This window comes from Caldimonas taiwanensis NBRC 104434 (assembly GCF_001592165.1).
Lineage (GTDB): Bacteria > Pseudomonadota > Gammaproteobacteria > Burkholderiales > Burkholderiaceae_C > Caldimonas > Caldimonas manganoxidans.
In genome coordinates, this window is sequence record NZ_BCWK01000003.1 from 202,482 (window position 1) to 223,524 (window position 21,043).

The 21,043-nt window shown below is 66.5% G+C and carries 17 protein-coding genes; 3 read left to right on the forward strand and 14 right to left on the reverse strand.

The genetic code is table 11. The features are described from left to right. Window positions 1-25: 25 nt before the first annotated feature. From CTA01S_RS04275 to flgB, 7 genes are read right to left on the reverse strand one after another with little or no spacing between them, the layout of a single operon-like run. Entirely contained in the window at window positions 26-700 is a 675-nt protein-coding gene (locus tag CTA01S_RS04275; RefSeq protein WP_019559164.1) for a flagellar basal body L-ring protein FlgH, read from the reverse strand. Between the two features lie 20 nt (window positions 701-720). After that, complete coding sequence (gene flgG / locus CTA01S_RS04280) at window positions 721-1,503, reverse strand: flagellar basal-body rod protein FlgG (protein ID WP_019559163.1); 783 nt, start codon at window positions 1,501-1,503, stop codon at window positions 721-723. Window positions 1,504-1,516: 13 nt separating this feature from the next. Then, a complete protein-coding gene (flgF, locus tag CTA01S_RS04285; protein ID WP_019559162.1) occupies window positions 1,517-2,248 on the reverse strand; it encodes a flagellar basal-body rod protein FlgF in 732 nt (243 codons plus the stop codon). 28 nt (window positions 2,249-2,276) lie between these two features. Continuing rightward, window positions 2,277-3,629, reverse strand: coding sequence for a flagellar hook protein FlgE (gene flgE, locus CTA01S_RS04290; protein WP_062192540.1), 1,353 nt, complete (start codon window positions 3,627-3,629; stop codon window positions 2,277-2,279). A 37-nt stretch (window positions 3,630-3,666) separates the two neighbouring features. Continuing rightward, window positions 3,667-4,314, reverse strand: a complete 648-nt coding sequence (locus CTA01S_RS04295) for a flagellar hook assembly protein FlgD (RefSeq protein WP_062192543.1) — start codon at window positions 4,312-4,314, stop codon at window positions 3,667-3,669. A gap of 24 nt (window positions 4,315-4,338) precedes the next feature. Then, entirely contained in the window at window positions 4,339-4,755 is a 417-nt protein-coding gene (gene flgC, locus CTA01S_RS04300; RefSeq protein ID WP_019559159.1) for a flagellar basal body rod protein FlgC, read from the reverse strand. Between the two features lie 10 nt (window positions 4,756-4,765). After that, entirely contained in the window at window positions 4,766-5,179 is a 414-nt protein-coding gene (gene flgB / locus CTA01S_RS04305) for a flagellar basal body rod protein FlgB (RefSeq protein WP_062192546.1), read from the reverse strand. A 286-nt stretch (window positions 5,180-5,465) separates the two neighbouring features. Here flgB and flgA point away from each other — a divergent pair, with 286 nt between their 5' ends. The 3 genes from flgA (at window position 5,466) to CTA01S_RS04320 (ending at window position 7,022) form a co-directional block, all read left to right on the forward strand. After that, window positions 5,466-6,137, forward strand: coding sequence for a flagellar basal body P-ring formation chaperone FlgA (flgA, locus tag CTA01S_RS04310; protein WP_156824482.1), 672 nt, complete (start codon window positions 5,466-5,468; stop codon window positions 6,135-6,137). Between the two features lie 94 nt (window positions 6,138-6,231). Next, entirely contained in the window at window positions 6,232-6,537 is a 306-nt protein-coding gene (gene flgM / locus CTA01S_RS04315) for a flagellar biosynthesis anti-sigma factor FlgM (RefSeq protein ID WP_019559156.1), read from the forward strand. Between the two features lie 68 nt (window positions 6,538-6,605). Beyond that, entirely contained in the window at window positions 6,606-7,022 is a 417-nt protein-coding gene (locus CTA01S_RS04320) for a hypothetical protein (RefSeq protein ID WP_019559155.1), read from the forward strand. A 46-nt stretch (window positions 7,023-7,068) separates the two neighbouring features. Here the strand turns inward: CTA01S_RS04320 and CTA01S_RS04325 are convergent, their stop codons facing one another. The 7 genes from CTA01S_RS04325 to CTA01S_RS04355 all read right to left on the reverse strand — a co-directional run bounded on the left by CTA01S_RS04325 (window position 7,069) and on the right by CTA01S_RS04355 (window position 20,960). Further along, window positions 7,069-12,987 (reverse strand): non-ribosomal peptide synthetase, encoded by a 5,919-nt coding sequence (locus CTA01S_RS04325; RefSeq protein ID WP_062192550.1) that lies wholly within the window; start codon window positions 12,985-12,987, stop codon window positions 7,069-7,071. 222 nt (window positions 12,988-13,209) lie between these two features. Then, complete coding sequence (locus CTA01S_RS04330; protein ID WP_232300985.1) at window positions 13,210-14,517, reverse strand: methyl-accepting chemotaxis protein; 1,308 nt, start codon at window positions 14,515-14,517, stop codon at window positions 13,210-13,212. Between the two features lie 106 nt (window positions 14,518-14,623). Then, entirely contained in the window at window positions 14,624-15,337 is a 714-nt protein-coding gene (locus CTA01S_RS04335) for an RNA polymerase sigma factor FliA (RefSeq protein WP_019559152.1), read from the reverse strand. A 17-nt stretch (window positions 15,338-15,354) separates the two neighbouring features. Next, on the reverse strand, window positions 15,355-16,164 hold the full coding sequence (locus CTA01S_RS04340) for a hypothetical protein (RefSeq protein WP_062192559.1): 810 nt from the start codon (window positions 16,162-16,164) through the stop codon (window positions 15,355-15,357). Continuing rightward, a complete protein-coding gene (gene flhF, locus CTA01S_RS04345) occupies window positions 16,157-17,698 on the reverse strand; it encodes a flagellar biosynthesis GTPase FlhF (protein ID WP_062192564.1) in 1,542 nt (513 codons plus the stop codon). The genes CTA01S_RS04340 and flhF overlap by 8 nt, the downstream gene beginning before the upstream one ends. Then, the gene (gene flhA, locus CTA01S_RS04350; protein ID WP_157451291.1) at window positions 17,695-19,797 is read right to left on the reverse strand and encodes a flagellar biosynthesis protein FlhA; all 2,103 of its coding nucleotides are present in this window, start codon (window positions 19,795-19,797) and stop codon (window positions 17,695-17,697) included. The genes flhF and flhA overlap by 4 nt, the downstream gene beginning before the upstream one ends. Further along, complete coding sequence (locus CTA01S_RS04355; protein WP_062192569.1) at window positions 19,797-20,960, reverse strand: EscU/YscU/HrcU family type III secretion system export apparatus switch protein; 1,164 nt, start codon at window positions 20,958-20,960, stop codon at window positions 19,797-19,799. Before CTA01S_RS04355 ends, flhA begins: the two co-directional genes overlap by 1 nt. Between the last annotated feature and the right edge of the window lie 83 nt (window positions 20,961-21,043).

Here is a 21,043-nt window from a genome sequence, read left to right on the forward strand (position 1 = left end):
AACTTGAGGACATTGTTGGCCTCGCTTAGAAGGGAATAACGCTCAAAAAGAAGCGGGCCAGCCAGCCAATTCCCTGCGCTTCAGCCTGTTGGCCGCGGCCACGGTAGTCGATGCGCACATCGGCGATCTGCGAGGAATTGACGACGTTGCCGGGCTGGATCGAACGCGGGTCGACACGGCCGGTGAAGCGCATCACTTCCACGTTTTGATTCAAGCCGATCTGCTTTTCGCCACCGATGATCAGGTGTCCATTGGGCAGCACCTCCAGCACGGTAGCGCTGATGGTGCCAGTGAAGTTGTTGGTGGCTTCCGTGCCCCCTTTGCCGGAGAAAGTGTTCTCGGACTTGCCGCCCACACTGGCACGCCCGAACGAGTTGGGATTGATGCCAGGCAAGGCCGTGATGCTGCCGGAGATGCTGCCGGTTTTCTCCACCGTGGAGGCCGAACGCTGACTGGCCTGCACGCGCTCGACGATGTTGACCGTGAGACTGTCGCCCACCAGACGGGCGCGATGATCTTCGAACAATGGTCGATAGCTGGCCGCTTGGAACAGCCCCCCGTTGTGAGCCGGCGCATAGGCCACGGCCTGGGGCCGTGCGGTCATCGTCTCGGGCATCTCGACCTTGGGGGCCAGGGTCTGGCAGCCGGCCAGCAGGCCCGCACCCAGGACCAGACTGCAGGAGATCCAGCGTTGCATCATCGGTCCTCGATCGGTGAGTCTCAGAGCTGAGCCAGGCGCTGCAGCATCTGGTCGGAGGTTTGGATGGCCTTGGAGTTGAGCTCGTAGGCTCGCTGGGTTTGGATCATGCCGATCAACTCCTCGACCACGTTGACATTGGACGTTTCGAGAAAGCCTTGCTGCAAGGTGCCCAAGCCTTCGCTGCCGGGCACGCCGGCCGTGGGCGGGCCGGACGCGGCCGTCTCGACGTAGAGGTTTTGCCCCCGCGGATCCAAGCCGCCGGGATTGACGAAACTGACCAGCTGCAAGGTGCCCAATTGCACCGGCTGGGCCGAGCCGGGCACCACGGCGGTGACCACACCATCGGCTCCGATGGTGATGCTGCTGGTATTGGGCGGGATGGTGATGCCTGGGGCCACCGGAAAGCCATTGTTGGTGACCAGCCGGCCGGTGGCATCGGTCTTGAACGAGCCGTCCCGGGTATAGGCCGAGGTGCCATCGGGCATTTGGATCTCGAAGAAGCCGTTGCCATTGATCGCCACGTCCAGCGGGTTGCTGGACTGTTGCAAGCTGCCTTGGGTGAAACTGCGTGCCGTGGCCACAGCGCGGGTGCCCAGGCCCACTTGCAATCCGGTGGGCAACTGGGCTTGCTCGGCCGTGTTGGCGCCGCTTTGACGCAGGTTCTGATAGATCAGGTCCTCGAATTGGGCGCTGGACCGCTTGTAGCCGGTGGTGGCCACGTTGGCCAGGTTGTTGGAGACATGATCCAGCTGGATCTGTTGAGCCTCCATGCCGGTCTTCGAGATCCATAGCGAACGCATCATGGCAGGAGCTCCTTCAGGGGTTGGTCGACAACAGCTTGGCCGAGACGTTTTCGTTTTGCTCGGCGGTCTTGAGCATCTTCATCTGATGCTCGAACTGGCGCGCCGCGGAGATCATGGCCACCATGGTCTCGATGGCGCTCACGTTCGATCCTTCGAGCGCGCCATCTTGGAGGCGGGCATTCGGGTCGGCAGGCAGTTCCTGGCCGTCGGCGCTGCGAAACAGGCCGTCCGCCCCCCGCTTGAGCGCGGCCTCGGGCGTCACCAACTTCAAGCGGGCCACCGGAAGGTTTTGTCCATTGGGGGCTCGCGCACTGACGGTGCCGTCCGGCGCGATGCTCAGCTGCGCATTGGGCGGGGCCTGTATCGGCCCGCCATCGCCAAGCACGACCAGGCCGCTTTGCGTCATCAACGTGCCGTCAGCCGCCACGGTGAGCGCTCCGGCACGGGTGTAGGCTTCGGTGCCGTCCAGCGCCTGCACCGCCAACCAGGCATTGCCTTGCAGGGCCACATCCAGCGGCCGGCCGGTGTGCTGCACCGGGCCGGGCGCAGCGTCGTAGCCAGTGGTGGTCTCCAACGCATAGACCCGGGTGCTGGCACCGTCGCCGCGCACCGGCACGGCCCGGAACGCCTGCAACTCGGCGCGAAATCCGGTCGTGGACACATTGGCCAGGTTGTGCGCCAGCACATCCTGGCGCTGCATCGTGGCCTTGGCGCCGGACATGGCCAGATAGATCATGCGGTCCATGGAGGCTCCTGCGGTTCAAGCCTGAGGATCAACGCAGGCTGACCAGCGTCTGCAACACTTGGTCCTGCGTGCGGATGGTCTGGGCATTGGCCTGGTAGGCGCGCTGTGCGGTGATCATGTTGACCAGTTCGGCCGTCAGGTCGACGTTGGACTCCTCCAAGGCGCCGGCCTGAAGCACCCCCATGTTGCCCGAGCCCGGCGCACTGACGGTCGGGTCGCCCGAGGCATAGGTGGCCGCCCACACATTGCCACCCAGAGGCTGCAGACCCTGCGGATTGCGGAAGGTGGCCAACTCGACTTGACCGGCCGGGCGCGATTGACCGTTGGAGAAGCGGGCCATGATGATGCCGCTGCTGTCGATCGTCACCCCCACCAACTGACCCGGCGCATAGCCGTTTTGCGTCAGGTTGGTCACGCCGAAGGTGGTGCCGTACTGGGTGGAGTTGCCCATGTTGAGCTCGATGCCGTTGATGGGCAAGGTCGAGCTGCCATCCGGACGCACGGTGGCCGGCACGTCGATGGGGATGCGTCCGTCCGTCGAAGTGCCACCCCCGCCCATGTAATAGGTGATCGAGCCGCCACCGGCGGCCGTGGGGTTGCCGCCCGAGGCCGGTGGGTAGTTGATCGTGGCCACCGGAGCCGGGCTGGCGCTGGTGCCCATCAGCGGCACGCCATTGGCCGTGGCATACACGTCCCAGGTGTTGGCCGCGGTCTTCTGAAAATAATAGGTCACGGCAACGTCTTGTCCCATCGCATCGAACAGCGTCACCGAGGTGGCGTTGTTGAAGGTGGTCGGGTCGTTGAAGTTGATGCCGCCACCGCTTGGGAGGGTGATGGCCGCCCGCGAGTCGAGGTTGAATTCGAGTTCGATCGCCGTGGTGGGATTCGGGTTGATACCCGCGGTGGGCAGCTGGATCGGGCGCGCCTGCTGAGGTGTGATGACCCCGGTGGCATTGGCCACGTAGCCCAACAAGACCTGCCCTTGATTGTTGACGATGTAGCCGTTGCGATCGACCTTGAATTGCCCATTGCGCGTGTACAACGGCGGCCCATCCATCGTAGGCGGCGTGTTGGGAGCGGCATTGGGGTCGCGCACCACGTCGGCCACTTGGAAGAAGCCTGCGCCATTGATGGCCAGATCCAATGGATTTTCGGTGGTGGTGATGTTGCCCTGGGTGAATTGCTGGGCCACCGCGGCCAGGCGAACCCCGATGCCGATGTTGGTGGCGCCAGAGCCGTTCATCGCGGCGGCATACATGTCGGCAAACTCGGCACGTGCCGTCTTGGCCCCGAAGGTGCCGGCGTTGGCCACGTTGTTGCCGATGACGTCCAGGTTCTTGCTCGAAGCATTCAAACCGGAGAGACCTTGCTGGAAGCCCATGGTGCGTTGTCCTCGTGGATGGTGAAGCGGGCTCGCTTCAGTGGTAGACCACAGCAGCGACCTTGTTGTACGGCACGGTCGTTCCGCTGAAGAGATCGAGTTCGAGGCCGTTGGCCGTGGTGCTGACGGCACCGACGGTTTCACGGGCGAAGGTGTCGGCTTGGATCGTCGTCTTGCCCGATGTGGCGCTCACTTTGAAGCTCACCTGCGATGGCTGCGTGCCTTGCGGCGGCGTCCAGACGAAATGATGGCGGCCCTTGCCCAGGGCGCCCAGGCTGAGGCGGTCGATCACCTGGCCCGATGCATCGATGATTTCCACATTGACCAGGTCCGCATCGCCGTGCAACTCGAAGGCTGCGCGCGCCTCGCCGTCGACGATGTTCATGTGGTTGCCCGCGACCAGCACGTCGCGCCCAATGAGCGCCGCGCCTTGCAGCGCCTGGGCCTGGGTGAAGGAATACGCCATGGTCTGCAGGCTGGCATTGAGCTTCTCGATGCCGGTGACGGTCTGGATTTGCGCCATCTGGCTGGTGACCTGCGCGTTGTCCAAAGGATTGAGCGGATCCTGGTTCTGCATCTGTGCCACGAGCAGCTTCAGGAAACGATCCTGCGCCCCGATGTCATTGCTCGTGGAGATGCCCGAGGTGCTGCTTTTGGTGGTACCGTTGATGGCGGACAGGTCCATGGTTTGCCTTCAGGGGGTGCGGACTCACTGGCCCATTTGCAAGGTCTTGAGCAGCAGGCTCTTGGCCGTGTTCATGACCTCGACATTGTTTTGATAGGAGCGCGACGCGGAGATCATGTTGACCATTTCCTCCACGACGTTGACATTGCTGTAAGTGACATAGCCTTCGGCATCGGCCTGCGGATGAGACGGGTCGTGTACGCGGCGCCCAGGGGTGGCATCTTCGACGACCTTGGCGACTTTCACACCAGCGGCCGAGACGTCGCCGGAGTGGGCGCCCATCAGCACGGTCTGGAAGACCACTTGGCGCGCCTTGTAAGCCTGACCGTCGGGGCCGGCCACGGTGTCTGCATTGGCCAGGTTGCTGGCCACCGTGTTCAGCCGTTGCGACTGAGCGCTGACTGCGCTGCCCGAGATGTTGAAGATGTTGAACATCGACATGCGTCGCTCCTCACTGTCCGGTGATGGCACTGAGCAGGCTGCGCACACTGCCATTGATGAAGCGCAGCGTGGCTTCGTAGCGCACGGCGTTGTCGGCAAAGGCCGCTCGCTCGCGATCCATGTCCACGGTGTTGCTGTCCAGGTTGGTTTGCGCAGGCCGTGCGTACAGCAACGTGGTGGGCGTGCGAGCGGGGGGCGCCGCAGCGATGTGTGCGGCATGGCTGGTGAGCATCACTGGGCCTGCGGCTGCATTGCTGCGCCCGGCGGTGGCTTGTTGGAGCGCCGCGGCAAAGTCCATGTCGCGCGCCACATAGCCGGGGGTGTCGGCATTGGCGATATTGCTGGCGATGATGCGTTGGCGCTCGGCCCGCAGCACCAAGGCCTCGGACTGGAAGTTCAGCGATTGAGTCAGACGGTCCAACATGGCGCCATTCCCGTGCGCCCATGCGGGGCGCGGCGTCCGGCTCGGCAGCCCCAAGGGGATGCAGGGCCGGCAGATTGAGGGCCATTGTTCTGCGCCAAGCCGCCGAACATTAGTGGAAATAGCCGCACAAAACCTGTCCATTTCCCGCCCCGCAGGCCACAGGCGCGGCACTAAAGTGCGCTGGGTCGAAGTGCCAAACGCCATGAACCCCGTCTGCACGCCCTACCACCGCCTCCTGCACCGACCGACGCTCGGATGCTGGCTCGTGTGGGCTGCCTGCGTGGGCATGCCCGCTGCCGCAAACCCCTTGGACATCGATCTGCCCACGCAGCTGCGTTCGCTGGCCCAGGCTCATCATCAGCAACTGTCGAGTGCCGCGGGCGCGCCCGCAGCCCGCCCCACCCGCATCGAGGTGGAGGTCGGTGCACTCGATGCCCGGGTGAGACTGGCGCCGTGCTCACGCATGGAGCCCTATCTGCCGGCCGGTGCGCGGCCATGGGGCCGCACCCGCGTCGGGGTGCGCTGCGTCGAAGGACCCACACGCTGGAATGTGTTCCTGCCGGTGACGGTGCGTGTGTTCGGTCCGGCCGTCGTGGCCGTCAGCGCGCTGCCAGCAGGCACGCGGCTGCAAGCATCGCTGTTGCGCACCGTCGAAGCCGACTGGGCGGCCGAGCCTTCACCAGCGCTCAGCGATGCATCCGCACTGACCGACCGGGTACTGGCCCGGCCTCTGGCAGCCGGCCAGGTCTTGAGAGACAGTCATCTGCGGCCGATACAGTGGTTTGCCAGCGGCGATACGGTGCGCATCATCGCTCGAGGCCAAGGTTTTGCCGTCAGCAGCCAGGGACGGGCGCTGACGCCCGGACTGGCCGGTCGCCTGGCCCGCGTGCGCACGGACAACGGCCGCATCGTCACCGGCGTGGCCAGCGCCGAGGGCGTGCTGGAGGTGAATTTGTGACCAAATGTAAAAATTTCGAGATCGGGGCTCAAGTTCGCCATCGAGCGGTCGATACAGCGATCATGTCGGACCGGACTCGGTCCAGGAGCAGGTCATGAAGATCGTTCACACCACGGATTCCGCTGCCCTTGCAGCAGGCCAAAGCCGCCTGGCCGCAGGTGAGGCACGTCCGGCTGCCGCTGGCACCGCCACCGCAGCCTCCACCCCCAGCGAAAGCGCCACCGTGAAGCTGTCCAGCACCGCGGCCAGTCTCATGGCCAGCACGCCCGAATTCGATGCCGAAAAGGTGGCCGCCATCCGCCAAGCCATTGCCGACGGCACCTTCAAGCCCAATGCCGAGGCGATTGCCGACAAATTGATCGCCAACGCGCAGGAGCTGCTTCAACGCATGAATCGCTGATGCCTGCCCGGGGCCAGTTGCCCCGGCTCCTCTCTGATCCAGACCTTCTCCTCCGGACCGAGCCACCGATGTCTGCACACGCCCTGCCCCCGACCACGGCCGCCCTGGCGGCCACCGCTGCTTGCGACCTGGAACCCGCCATCGCCGAGGTGGAGACGCGATTGCAGGCCCTGGGCGATGCGCTGCTGTCACGCGATGCCACGGCGCTGGAACGCTGCGCCGGCGAACTGCATCGCGCCTTGACCGAGGCGGTGACACGTTTCAGCCTAGCGGCCCGCCACGGCGCTCAGGTGCCCCGTGCGTTGCGCCAGCGTCTGGTGCGGGCCACCGGCGCCGTGGCGGCCCAGCGTGAGAGCCTGTCGCGCGCCACGGCCGCGCTCGATCGCGCCATGGACGTGCTGATTCCCACCGAGCCGCAGCCCGTCTACCGGGCCGTGCCAGGGCGCGCCTTCGGCACCGCCACACGCGGATCGCTGCGGGTCTGAGCCTCGAGCCCCCTGTTGAAGCCGCCAGGCGCGGCCGCACCTTGCCTCAGGCCGCAGGCGCCAATTGCGCAAGCAGCTCCCGGACATGGGTCGCCAGCTGCTGCACCTGGGGAGCGCGCAAGATGCTCAAATGGTCGCCGGGCACTTCGCGCACCACGAGCCGGCTGAGCACGTCTTGCCATCCCAAATCGGGCGTGAGCGCTTCGGTCTCGAGCGCACGCACGAGCATCACCAAGCCGTCGTAGGGCCGCGGCTGGTAAGCGCGGCGCGCTCGCTGATACAGGCGTTCACGGACGCGAAGCAGCTCGGCGTCGGGCCCCTCGCCTCCAGCGGCCTGCGGGGGGGCCACCGTCACGCGCCCGCGCCCCAGGCGTGCGGCCAGCGGCAGGCGGCCCCGCGCCAACCGATGGCCCTGACGACGCAGCCATTGCAAACCCTCCGGCACGAGGCGCAGGGGGCGGGCCGTATCGAACATCAGCACACAGTCCACCACTTCACCGGCCATGCGCAGTTGCCTGGCCATCTCGAGGGCCAACAGTCCGCCGAAGGACAGCCCGGCCAAGCGATACGGTCCGCTGCGCTGTCGTTCGCGCAACAAACACAGGTAGTCGGCCGCCAGACGCTCGACGGTGAGGCCGCCATGACGGGGATGCCCGTGCGCATCGAGGAATCCGAGCTCGGCAGGAACGAACAAGCCATACACAGGCATCTGCGGGGCCAAGGCGTCGGCCAGCGGCTGATAAATGTGCACACCGCACACACAGTGCAACGGTGGCTGCGTGCCCTGCGCTTGCAAGCACACCATCGTGGCTTCGTGCAGCCGGGACCCGCTGTCCAACGCCTCGCACAGGGTGGCCACGGTGGGATGCTCGAACACCTGAGCCAGGCTGCAGGGCACGCGCAGCCGAGCCTCGATGCGTTGGACCAATCGAACGGCCAACAAGGAATGCCCACCCAGGTCGAAAAAGTCTTCGTGCACGCCGAAGCGGCGGTGTCCAAGCACGTCGGCCCAAATGTCCCACAAGGCCTGTTCGGCCGCATGGCGAGGAGGCACCCACCGATCGGATGCCACCGGCTCGGCCGGGGCTGGCAGGCGACGACGGTCGAGCTTGCCATTGGGCAACACCGGCAGGCGGTCGATGAAGACGAGGTGCTGCGGCTGCATGTAGTCGGGCAGGCGGGCGCGCAACCGCTCGCGCAAGGCATGGCGCAAATCGTCGTGGGCGGCGGCCGGCACATCGGCCTGGACATAGGCCACCAGCCGAACATCACCCGGACGGTCTTCACGGCGGATCACGACAGCCCGGTGCACCTGCTCGTGCGCGGTCAGCACGGCCTCGATCTCGGCCGGCTCGATGCGGTGGCCACGCAGCTTGATCTGATCATCCCATCGGCCCAAGTGCTCGAGCTGGCCGTCGGCGCGCCAGCGCACCCGGTCGCCGGTACGATAGAGGCGCTGCGGCGGCTCTCCAGGGCCCATGCGCCACTGGATGAAGCGCTCGGACGTCAGTTCCGGGCGGCGCCAATAGCCCAGAGCCAAGCCTGCCCCCCCGAGATACAGCTCACCGGCCACGCCCTGCGGGCACGGCTGGCGCTGCGCATCCAGCACCCAGGCCACGGTGTTGGCGATGGGGCGTCCGATCGTCAGCTGTTCAGGACATGCAGAGACGATGCGCGCACAGGTGGACCACACGGTGGTCTCGGTGGGGCCATACAGGTTCCAGACTTCGGCCCCCGCCGCGAGCAATCGCGCGGCCAGCTCTTGCGGCAGGGGCTCACCGCCCACCAGGGCCTTCAAGCCGCCGGCAGGGCCATGCCAGCCGGCCTCCAGCACCCATTGCCAGCGCGACGGCGTGGCCTGCATGCCGGTGATGCGGCCGCTTTCAAGCCAGTGCCTGAGCGCGCTGCCGCTGCGAGCTTGCTCGTCCGTGGCCAGCACGATGCATGCACCGCAGCCCAGGGGCAGCAAGGTTTCCAGCACGGCGATGTCGAAGCTCAAAGTGGTCACGGCCAGCCACCGCTGGCCCGGCGCCATGCCCGGCTCACAGGCCATGCTGGCCAGAAAGTTCACCACCGCGCCGTGCGGCACGACCACCCCCTTGGGGCGCCCGGTCGATCCCGAGGTGTAGATCACGTAGGCCGGGTCCTGCGCCGCGATCGGCCAGGCGGCGTCGTCCTCAGGCAGGGCCTGCCCCTGCTCCACCAAGTCCGCGACACGGGCCGTGGCCACCCCCGCGGCCCAGGATGGCACGGTCTCGGCAATCAGCAAGGCCAAGGCGGCGTCCTCGGCCATGTCGGCCAGGCGGGCGCTGGGATAGGTCGGGTCCAAGGGCACGTAAGCCGCCCCCGAGCGCAGCACGCCCAATTGAGCCACCAACAGGTCGGGGTGCCGGCGCAAGCTCAACCCGACGCGCTGCCCCGTGCCGATGCCACGCTGGCGCAAGGCGCGCGCCAAGGCCAGGCTGCGCCGCCCCAGCTGCTCATAGCTCAGCACGCCATCGGCGCTTTCCACCGCCGGCTGGGTGGCCTGCCGCTCGAAGGCCGGTGCCAGCCAAGACCAAACGTCGCCCGCAGGCAAGGGCCGCACCGGCCCTGCGGCCCAGGCGCGCAAGGTCTCCAGCTCCTGCGGCGCGAGCATGGGCAGCTCGGCAATGGGCCGCGCCGGCATGCTCACCACGGCCTCGAGCAAGGCAAGATAGTGACGCGCCCAGCGCTGCACGGTGGACGGCTCGAACAAATCGAGCGCGTACTCGAAGATGACCGAGCGATCCAGCTCCGCATCGACGATGACGGCCACATCGAACTGGGCCGCCTGGCGGTCGAAATCCAGCCGTGACCAGCGCAGCCCGGGAAATTCGATCTCGCCCAGCGGAACGTTGACCATGTTGAAGAGCACTTGAAAGAGCGGGGAGCGGCTGCTGTCACGCCCCACCCCCAATTCGCGCACCAACAGCTCGAAAGGCATGTCCTGGTGAGCATAGGCTTCCAAGGCGGTGTGACGCACCTGTGCCAAAAAGGTCTCGAAGCTCGCGCAAGGGTCGAGCCGGTTGCGCAGCACCAAGGTGTTGACGAAGGTGCCCAGCAGGTCTTCGGTGGCCAAGTGGTGGCGGTTTGCGATGGGCATGCCGAGGGCCAGATCGGTCTGTCCGCTGTGCCGGTACAGCAAAATCTTGAAGACGGCCATCATCACCATGGCCAGGCTCGCCCGATGGCTTGCCCCCAGGGCCGTCAGCCGGTGCAGCACGTGCTCCGTCAAGGGCAAACGCACGCGCGAACCTTGGTAGCCCGGCTGAGGCGGGCGGGGATGGTCGGCCGGCAGCTCCAAGGGCTCCAAGTCGGCCAGCTGCTCGCGCCAATACGCCAGCTCTTGGGCATGACGGCATCCCGCATACCACTGACGATGCCAAGCCGCGAAATCGGCGTACTGCCATGACGGGGCGCTCGGCGCAGGGCCCGGCTTGCCACCGTGGTGGCGGGCATACGCGGCCGCCAGTTCCCGAGCCAACACGGCAAAGGACCACTGATCCCCGATCAGATGGTGTTGCACGATCAGGAACACGTGCTCGTCGCTGCCCAGTGGCAGCAGGTACAGGCGCATCAGTGGCCCTCCAGCGAGATCGAAGGGCTGTTGCGACAGCCGTGCCAGCAAGGCATGGACGGCGGGATCGTCCGCCCCCCGCGCCTGCCCCGGCGGCTGCACGGTCTCGATGGCGATGGGCGCTTCGGCCCGCACCTGGGGACGCACGGTCTGCCCCTCCAGCACGAACACGGTGCGCAGGATGTCATGTCGCCGCACCAGTTCGTCGACCGCGGCTTGCAAGGCCTGGGCATCGAGTCGGCCGAGCAAGCGCAAGGCCAGCGGCATGTGGTAGGCCGTGCTGGCCGGTGCCAGCTGTTGCATGAACCACATGCGTTCCTGGGCAAAGGACAGCACCGGTTCGACAGCCACAGGCAACGGCGTGGGCGCCAAGGCCGGGGCCCCCGTCGCGGCCTGTTCCAAGCACCGGCTCAAACCGGCCGGCGTGGGCGACTCGAACAGCTGACGAACCGACAGCTCGACCCCGCTGAGAGCCCGCAGCCGCGACACGAGCTGCGTTGCCGTCAGGGAGTCGCCGCCCTGCTCGAAAAAATGGGCCTGCGGGTCGGCCGCCCGTCCGGCCCCCAGGACCGCGTCCCAGGCGGCCGCAACGGCAGGATGCACCCCCTGGGGCGCTGCGGCCGCGACCTCGGGGCCAAGTGGCCAGGCCTGCGCCCGCCAGCCATCCTGCCGGTAGCGTTCCCGAGCCAGTGCCCGTTGGGGTTTGCCGCTGGCGGTGCGCGGCAAACTGCCTGCGCGCAGCACCAGCACCTCGGCCACCTCGACCTCGAAGGCGGCCGACACGGCGGATCGAACGGCTTGCGCGATCGCCCCTGCCTCGGTGAGGGCCACGCGGCCGCGGGCTTCGGCCAAGACCACCACCGCCTCGCCTGCGGCGGCCTCGACGCCAAAAGCCAGCGCCGTCCCTTCGGCCAGCGCCGGGTGGGCCCCCAGCGCTTCGGCCTCGATGTCCTGGGGATACAGATTGCGCCCGCCGACGATGATGAGGTCTTTGAGCCGGCCGGTGATGTACAGCTCTCCTTCGTAGACGAAGCCCAGATCGCCGGTACGCAGCCAAGCCTCGCCTTCACCCCGCAACCGTGCCGAGAACACCTCATCGGCCGCGCCCTGCCAATAGCGTTGCGCGACACTGGGGCCACGCACCCAGATCTCGCCGACCTGTGCCTCGCCCAGCGCATGCGCTGCCGCCGGGTCCACGACCTGCAGCATCAGCCCCGGCAAGACCGGCCCACAAGACACCGAGGTGCGCGCGTCAGGGGCATCGGGAGCGACCAGTTGGACCCGCCCCTGCTCGAGGGCGGCGGCCGACAGCACCAGACGCCGTGGCGCACGGACCTGCGGCGACAGGCTGACCGTCAGCACCGCTTCGGCCAAGCCGTAGGCCGGCGCGAAGGCGGCAGGGTCGAATCCGAAAGGCCCGAAAGCCGCTTCGAAAGCCGCCAGCGTCGGCGCCCGCACCGGCTCGGCGCCACAGCTGGCCAGTCGCCAACATCGCAAGTCGGCGCTCCACCCCGGCTCGCGAGACAAGGCGCGCACGCAAGCGGCATAGGCAAAATCCGGGGCCCCGCTGATGAAGATGCCATGACGCGCAATGGCTTCCAGCCAACGCAGCGGTCGCCGCATGAAGACCCGCCGCGGCATCAAATACGACACGCTGTCGCGCAGCAAGGGCTCGATCACGCCCATCACGAGCCCATAGTCATGAAACCAAGGCAACCAACTCAAGGCGCGTGCCGGCAGCGACGCCCGCTGGCCCACGACATGGGCCAGTGCCTGCCCATGCGCCAGCACCTGGGCATGGGTGATCACCACCCCCCGAGGGGCCTGCGTGGAGCCCGAGGTGTACTGCAAATACGCCGCATCCTGGGGCTGCACGCCTGCGCCATCGGCCATGCCCGCTGGGGCCGCCCCATGCGCATCCCACAGGGTTTGTGGCGTGACCCATGCCATCGGCCCCAAGGCTGGGGGGGCCTCGCCCCGATCGCCCCCCCCACACACGCCGAGCGCGGCGTCGGCATCTTCGGCGATGCGATGCAGACGGTCCCAGCCTCGCGCGCCCAGGCGCAGGTCCGGCGCGGGCGCGGGGATGGGCACCAGGGCAGCCAGCACACAGGCCCAGAACAGCTCGACCGCCTCGACACCGCCCTCGAAGGCCAGCAACACCCGCGCGCCCGCCGGGGCCCGCTCACGCAACCCGTGAGCCAGGTGCGTAGCGCGCTGGAGCAATTCGCCACGAGCGCGCGTCCAAGCGACCTCCCCTCGCTCATCGAGCCCCACATAGGCCAGCGCCTGCCCATCGGCACGGCAGCGCGAAAGAAACAGCCCCGCCAGCGTCTGCGCCGATGCGCAACCGGCGCGATCCGGCACCTTCGCAGTGGATGAACAAGCCCCAGGAACGAGGACGGACGACGACACGATGAGGACGCGGAGAAGGCACTCGCGCCCTCCCCCGATGCATGGAAATCACCGCCGATGATGACCGATAGGCCTGCGGCGTTCATCCTCCATTTGGGGGAGCGCCCCCGCCGGCGCAGGCCGGCGCCGAGCGATGCCCGGGCCGCAGCGCCACGCCGGCGGCCCGGCCGTGGCTCAAAACTGGTAGGCCAGCCGCAGGCCACCCCAGTGCCGCCCCAGCACCTCGATGGGTGCAGAAACCTCCTTCATCAACACGAAGCGGCCGCCGCCCATGTCGCGGCGGTAGGTTTGCAGCAGGAAGGGCCGACGGTTGCGGGCGCTGGCCAAGCCGGTGCGGTCATTGAAGATGCGGCGGTAGCGGCTGTGGGCGGTGTTCCACACCACGTCACCGGGACGCTGCGGCTGGCAGTACTTGCGATTGTGGGTCGGCACATAGCCGTTGCGGTCCACGGCAATGCAAAACACCACTTTGGGCGACAGCTGCAGCATTTTTTCCTGCACCTGAGGAAACAGCCGATCGGCCAAGGCCACGAAGCGGGTTTCACACTGGGGCGGATTGGTTCCAGGAAGCGGACGGTATTGCTCGTCGAACAGGTCCTCCAGGCTGATCGCGCCGCTGCGCACGGCTTCTTCCAACAACTGCGCGATCTCGGAGGCGGCTTGCTGAGCTGCTTGGATGTAGGGCGTGTCCTCGGTTTCGATCCCGCTGGCGGCGGTCAGCTCCATCATGCGTTCGCTCAGCTTGAGGAAGGATTCGCTGCGCTGCAGGGCCTGCTGCAGGGCCTGGGTCGTCTGAGCGGTCTCGCGCTCGATGAGCGCCATCTCCTCATTCATGCCAGTGCTGAGCTGCCGGCTGTGCGCCGCCGCTTGGGCGATGCGCTGCACGCCGCTTTCGACTTCGGCCAATGCGGCGTGGAATGTGCCTTGTCGGCCTTCACTGCCGTCGCTACGAATCTCACGCGCCAGAGTGCCGATACGCTCGTCCAGCGTGCCAACCGTGCTCATGATTTGTTTGGAAGAAGCCTCCACGCGCGCGGCCAAGTCCTTGACCGCGTCGGCCACGACCGCGAAGCCTCGGCCGGCCTCGCCGGCCCGCTTGGCCTCGACCGACGCATTGAAGGCCACAAGCCGCGTCTGCATGGCAATCTGCGTGATCTGCTGCGCAGCATCGGCGACTTCGCGCAGCGTATCGACCACGCCAGCCACACCGTGGCCCACACCTTCGACCGCCTCGCGCGCGCGCCCCACGGCCTGCAGACTGTGCTCGGTGACGTGCCCAATGCCATCCTGCGCTTCGACGATGGCGCGCAGATGTTGGGCCAGCGTCGAGACCGCCTGCTGCTGGCGTTGTGCACTGCGAATGCTGTCATCGAGCACGCCGCGCACCTCGGCGGCCTCGCGGCCGAGGCCCGAGGTCTCCTGCTGCAGCGACTGCACCAGCGCGCGTGCATCCATCGCGGCGCCCACGGCAGGCTCGGTCATCGGGGACTGGGGGGCGGGTGCCGGTTCAGGTCGGCCTTTGAACAACATCAACATCGTGTGCCTCCTCACCGTGCAGCGCCGCAACGGCTCGTTTCAAAAACTGGACTCACCAATCGCGCAGCTTGACCCGCAGCCGGGCGATCGACTGGCTGTGCAGCTGGCACACCCGCGATTCGGTCACGCCCAGCACGGCGGCGATTTCCTTCAGGTTCATGTCGTGTTCGTAGTACATGCTCATCACGAACTGCTCGCGCTCGGGCAGGGTCTTGATGGCGGCGACCAAGGCCTCGCGCAGTCGCCGGTCGTTGAGCTGGCTCAGCGGATCGGCCTCTTTGTCGACCACATGACGATCCAGGTAGTCGTGGTCCCCCTCCTCGCCACTCATGTCCTCCAGGTAGACGAGCTGGGTGCCACGCACCTTGTTGAGCAACTCCTGGTACTCCGCCAAGCTGATCCCCATTTCCTGGGCGATCTCGCTTTCCAGTGGCGCGCGGCCCAGCTTTTGTTCGAGCCGATGCACGGCCGCCTCGATGGAACGCTGCTGCTTGCGGCTGCCACGACTCATCCAATCGGCCCCGCGCAGCTCATCGAGCATGGCGCCACGGATGCGCTGGGTCGCGAAAGTCTCGAACTGCACGCCCTGGCTGGTATCGAAGCGGCTGAGCGCCTCGCTCAGACCGATCATGCCGACCTGAATGAGGTCGTCGATCTCCACGTTGGCCGGCAGCTTGGCGATCATCTGGTGCGCCAACCGACGGACCAACGGGCTGTATTGCTGCAGCATCGCGTGGTGGTCGAGGCGGCCTTTGGCGGTGTACATGGGCAAGCGCTCCACAATCAATTGAACGCATGAGCGGTGGCCGGATTCGTCACGAACCGGGCCGAGCCACCCCAGTCTTCGCTTGGGTCCTCAGGCATCGAGAACGACAAGGCGTGGTGCAACAGGGTGGTGGACAAGGGGTGCAACGCGCGGGCCAGATCGGCCTCGGACTGCAGTGCCGTGCAAGCCACGGCCTCCAAATACACCGTGCCGCCCAGGAACTGCTTCACACAATGCGCCAGGCGAGTCGCCGCCACAGGCACCCCCAAGGTCGGCGTGCCCAGGTCCATCACGACGGCATGCTCTCCCAGGCCGGCGTACTGCAGCAAGATCTTGATCGACGCATAGGCCTCGGTCAGGCTCGCGGCATCATCGCCGGCAAAAATCAGAGGGCGCACCCGCCTGCCGGCGAACAAGCCACTGAGCAGCGCGGCATCGGCGTGAAAGACGATCACATCGGCACTGGGGGCTGCTTCTCGCAAAGCTTCGAACAGCAGCGCGGCCGAGCCGGGCGCCTCGCCGAACCAGGCCAAGGTCGGGCTGGCCGCCAGCACACTGGTGTGGGCATCGAGTGGGTCGATCCACTGGCCCAGGTCGAGATCCCGAGCCACGGCTTCGGCCACGTCCACCCCGGTGGTGTAGGGGCTGGGCGCCGCATCGACCACCAAGGTATGAAAATCCTGGGCCGCAAAGCCATGGCACAGTCCTTCGAGGAGCACATGCGCCCCCGGCGTGAACGGATTGGCCGCCACTGGCAGCAAATGCACGGTGTGGTGGGCGAACAGGCGTCGCAGCCCGTAGGCCTGATCGACGGCACGCTCAGACATGCACCGCTCCGGCAGCCAGCGCCCGCGAGGTCGGCGGCGCAGTGAAAACAAGATTGACGTCATCGCTGTCCAGGCGGTAGGCCGCGCTGCCTCCGCCCCGCAGCGCCCGGTGCACCAAGGCCTGGGCCGACATGCGATGCCAGTCCTCGGGCACACGCTGCCCGTTGGCCACGCCCAGCACCGGCAATTTGTGGCGGATCATCGCGTCCAGCGCCGGCCCGAGCTTGACCGCCTCATCGATTTTGGACAGAACCACTCCCTTGCACTGGTTGGCTCGGTACCCGATGAGCACGTCCTCGATGGTCTCGCCCTGCGCCGCAGCATTGACCACCAGCAGGCGCTGGATGCGCCGGTGACTGACCATCTCCAGCAGTTCCTGCGTGCGGGTATCGCGCTGCGCGATGCCCGCCGTGTCGATCAACACCATGCGCTTGGAGGCCAGCAGATCCAGCAAGTCTTCCAACGCGGCACGATCGTGCGCCGTGTGCACCGCCACCCCGATGATGCGACCATAGGCCCGCAATTGCTCGTGCGCGCCGACACGGTAGGCATCCAAGGTCACCAGCCCGAGGTTCGCTGCACCATAGCGCGCGGCAAAGGCCGCGGCCAGCTTGGCCGTCGTGGTGGTCTTGCCCACGCCGGTGGAGCCCACCAGGGCGTAGACACCGCCCTCGTCCTCCAGCGCCGGGCCATGCTCGCCGGTCAGCAAATTGCGCTCCAGCACATTGGCCACCCAGGCATGCAGGTCGGCCGCATCCTGCGGAATGTGGGAAGCCAGCTTGCGAATCAGCGCCGGGGAAAAGCCGCAATCGAGCAGCTTTTGCGTCAGCTGGGCCTGAGCCGGATTGCGCTGCATCTTCTCCATGAAGGCCAGCGCCCCGAAGCGCTCCTCGATCAGGCCTTTCATCTCACGCAGCTCCGCAAGCATCGCGCGGTCCTCGGCCGACGGCGTGGCCTGAGCCGCCGGGCTGCGCAGCGGCTCGTCAGCCAGCGCGGGCACGGGCGCTGCGGCGGCCGGCTGCGGTGCCACGCCGAACTCCTGCGCCGCTGTCGTCATGCGGGCCGCCTTGCGTTGCGCGGCCCGCTCGGCCAGGCGTTGCTCCACAGGCACACTGGCTGCCGACGGCGCGGCCGCAGCCGGCGCGGCCGAGGGCATCGCCGCCGGATGCGTGGCGGCGGCGGCCATCTGCGCTTGTTGTTGCAAGGCCGCCTGCCGCCGCTTGAGCATGCGCTCACGGACATAGTCCTGGAACGACAGCGTGCTCATCGCCAGCTGCTCCACGTCCTTGGCCACCGCAGGGGCCGCAGGAATGGTCTTCGGTGCGCCCTCCGGATGGCGGGTCGGCGCCTTCGCAGCCGCCGTCGGTTGACTGAAGGTCTCCAGTGCGGCGATGCTCTCGGGTGCCATGGCCAGCACCTCCACCCCTTCCTTGCAGGGGCGGGTGGACAGGATCACGGCATCCTGGCCGAAAGCCTGGCGCACCTGCACCAAGGCGTCGCGCGACGTTTTCGCGACAAAGCGTTTGACGTTCATGCGGTGCCTCCAATCACGGAGCCGATGCGAATGGTGTGGGTATCAGGAATTTCGCTGTGGCCCAGCACAGCCAGACGCGGGGCCGCCCGCCGAAGCAACCGGGCCAACGCGGGTCGGATGGCATCGGGCACGAGCAGGCAAGCCGGCACCCCCAGATCCTCTTGCTTCTTGCTGGCCTGGGCTGCAGCCTGTGTGAGATGCTCGGCCACGCCGGGATCGAGGGTGGCGCCGGCAGGTGAGGTCAGGGCCTGGGTGACCAAGCGCTCGAGCTCCGGTTCGATGGCGATCACATTGAGCTCCTTGACCGGACCGAAGATCTGCTGAACGATGGCTGGCGCCAAAGCCACTCGAATGCGGCGCACCAGCTCGGCCGGATCGGTCACGCTGCCGGCATGTTCGGCCAGCGTCTCCACGATGGTGCGCATGTCGCGGATGTGCACCGACTCCTCCAACAGCATCTGGAGCACCTTTTGCAGCGTGGCAATGCTGATCATCTTGGGTACCACGTCTTCGATGAGCTTGGGAGCCAACTTCGTCACGTGATCCACCAGCTGTTGCACTTCGGTGCGGCCAAGCAGCTTGGCGGCATGGACTTGCATCAAGTGTGAGAGATGAGTGGCCACCACGGTCGAGGAATCAACCACGGTATAGCCGGCCATTTGAGCGCTTTCTCTTTGGGCTTCTTCGATCCACACCGCCGGCAGGCCAAAGGCCGGATCGGTGGTGGCCGTGCCGATCAAGGGGGTGTTGGCATGCCCTGGGTTGATCGCCAGCAGCAAACCTGGAAAACATTCGCCTTCGCCGACCACGGCGCCGCGCAGCGTGATGCGGTAGACGCTGGGCTTGAGCTCAAGGTTGTCGCGGATGTGCACCGACGGCGGCAGAAAACCCACTTCCTGCGCGAACTTGCGCCGCACGCCCTTGATGCGAGCCAGCAAATCCCCCTGCCGATCCTTGTCCACGAGCTGAATCAGCCGGTAGCCCACCTCCAGGCCCAGAACGTCCACGGGCTGCAAGTCGTCCCAGCTCGCCTCGGCATTCGGGCTGACTTGCTGGGCGGCGGCCGACGTATGCTGGGCTTGGCGGCGCGCCCTCTGCTGGTGCTCATGCAAACGGTAGGCCGCAAAACCCAGCCCGGCGGCAATGGCCAGAAACACCAGGTGCGGCATGCCCGGGATCACCCCCATCAGCCCGATGACGCCCGACGTGATCCCCAAAGCCTTGGGCGACTGCAGCACCTGGCCTGTGATTTGTGTGCCCACATCATGCTCTTTGCCCACGCGCGAGACCACCATCGCAGCGGCAATGGAAATCAACAATGCAGGGATCTGGGCCACCAGGGCGTCGCCGACGGCCAGCAAGATGTACGAGTTGGCCGCTTGCGAGGCACTCAAACCGTGCTGGACCATGCCGATGACCAGCCCTCCCACGATGTTGATGATCAAAATCAAGATGCCGGCGATCGCATCGCCACGCACGAACTTGGACGCACCATCCATCGAGCCGAAAAACTCCGCCTCCTCGCCGACCTCGGCGCGACGGCGTTTGGCCTCTTTTTCGTCGATCAGGCCGGCGTTGAGGTCCGCGTCGATGGCCATCTGCTTGCCTGGCATGGCATCCAGCGTGAAGCGCGCACCGACCTCGGCGATGCGCTCGGCGCCTTTGGTGACCACGACGAAATTGATCACCACCAGAATCGCGAACACGATCAGGCCCACGGCGAAATTGCCGCCGATCAGGAAGTGCCCGAAGCTCTCGATCACCTGGCCGGCTGCGCCCGTGCCGGTATGCCCCTCCAGCAGCACGACGCGCGTGGACGCCACGTTGAGCGACAGGCGCAGCATCGTGGTCAACAGCAACACCGCGGGGAAGGCCGCAAAGTCCAGAGGCCGCACCATGTAGGCCGACACCATCATCACCATCAGCGCACAGGCGATGTTGAAGGTGAACAGCAAATCCAGCATGAACGGCGGCAGCGGCAGCACCATCATGGTCAGGATCAGCACCACCAGCAACGGCGCCGCCAAGGCCTTCAGGGGCAGGCCGCCCAGCAGATCCTGCAAAGGGCGAGGCAGGGCAGGAATGGAAGCGTGGCTCATCATTCAGTCTCGGCAGTCTCAGCCGGCGTCTTGCCGTGGTGTGGGTCCAGCTCGGGCGGCACGTGCAGGGCCGGCAGCTCTCCCGGCATCGGCGCCTGTCCGGCCATCGCCGCGCGCAGCTGATACACGTAGGCCAGCACTTGCGCCACCGCGGCATACAAGGACGCCGGGATCTCGCGGTCGAGTTCGGCGTGGGCATACAGCGCCCGCGCCAGCATCGGCGCCTGCAGCACCGGCACCTTGGCCGCCTGGGCCACGTCACGGATGCGCAAGGCCAACAAATCTGCGCCTTTGGACACCACCCGCGGTGCGTTCATGCGGCCTTCCTCATACTTCAGCGCCACCGCGTAGTGCGTGGGGTTCATCACCACCAAGTCGGCCTTGGGCACTGCGGCGATCATGCGGCGCTTGACGTTCTCACGCATCAGGGCCTTGACCTTGGACTTGACTTCCTGGTTGCCCTCGACTTCTTTGTGCTCGTCCTTGAGCTCGCGGTGGCTCATCTTGAGCCGGCTCTTCAACAGATGCCGCTGCAGCGGCACATCGATGGCAGCAAACCCGCCCAGGGCCAGCAACAACAGGGCCACCCCGGCCACGATGAGGTCGGTTGCCTGCGCCACCGCCGCCGGCAGCGCCATGCCCAAGACGGCCGGAAACGCATCGAGCCGACGGTACAAATAGATCGCGCCGATCAGCCCCAGGATCACGGCCAGCACGCTGGCCTTGAGCGCCTGAACCAAGTTGTCTTTGGAAAACAACTGCCCCAGCCCCTGGACGGGATTCATCTTCCCGAACTTCGGCCTGAGGGCCTTCATCGTCCAGTTCCAGCCTCCGCTGACCACCGCGCCCAAGGCCGCGACACCGGCCACCACCAAACCCAGCGGTACCGTCAACGCCAGAAATTTGGCGATCGCGCCAGCCAGACGCTCGGCCATGCGGGCGCTGTCTTGCACCTCGGCAACGCCAAATCGCAGCTCCGTGGCCATCATGTCCAGCAGCCAGCCGGTCATCCACGGGCTGGCGGCCATCACCACGACGATGCCACCGGCCACGATGAGGAAATGGCCCAAGTCACGCGAGCGCGCAACCTGGCCTTCCTCACGCGCCTTGCGAATCTTGCGCTCGGAGGCTGGTAGGTTACGGTCTTGGGCGTCGCTGGACATGGCGATGGTCGGATGAGCTCATCGCCATTGTGAAAAGCCAAGCCCCACTCTTGAGCCGGAATAGCGAGGGAATTTCGGCCAGT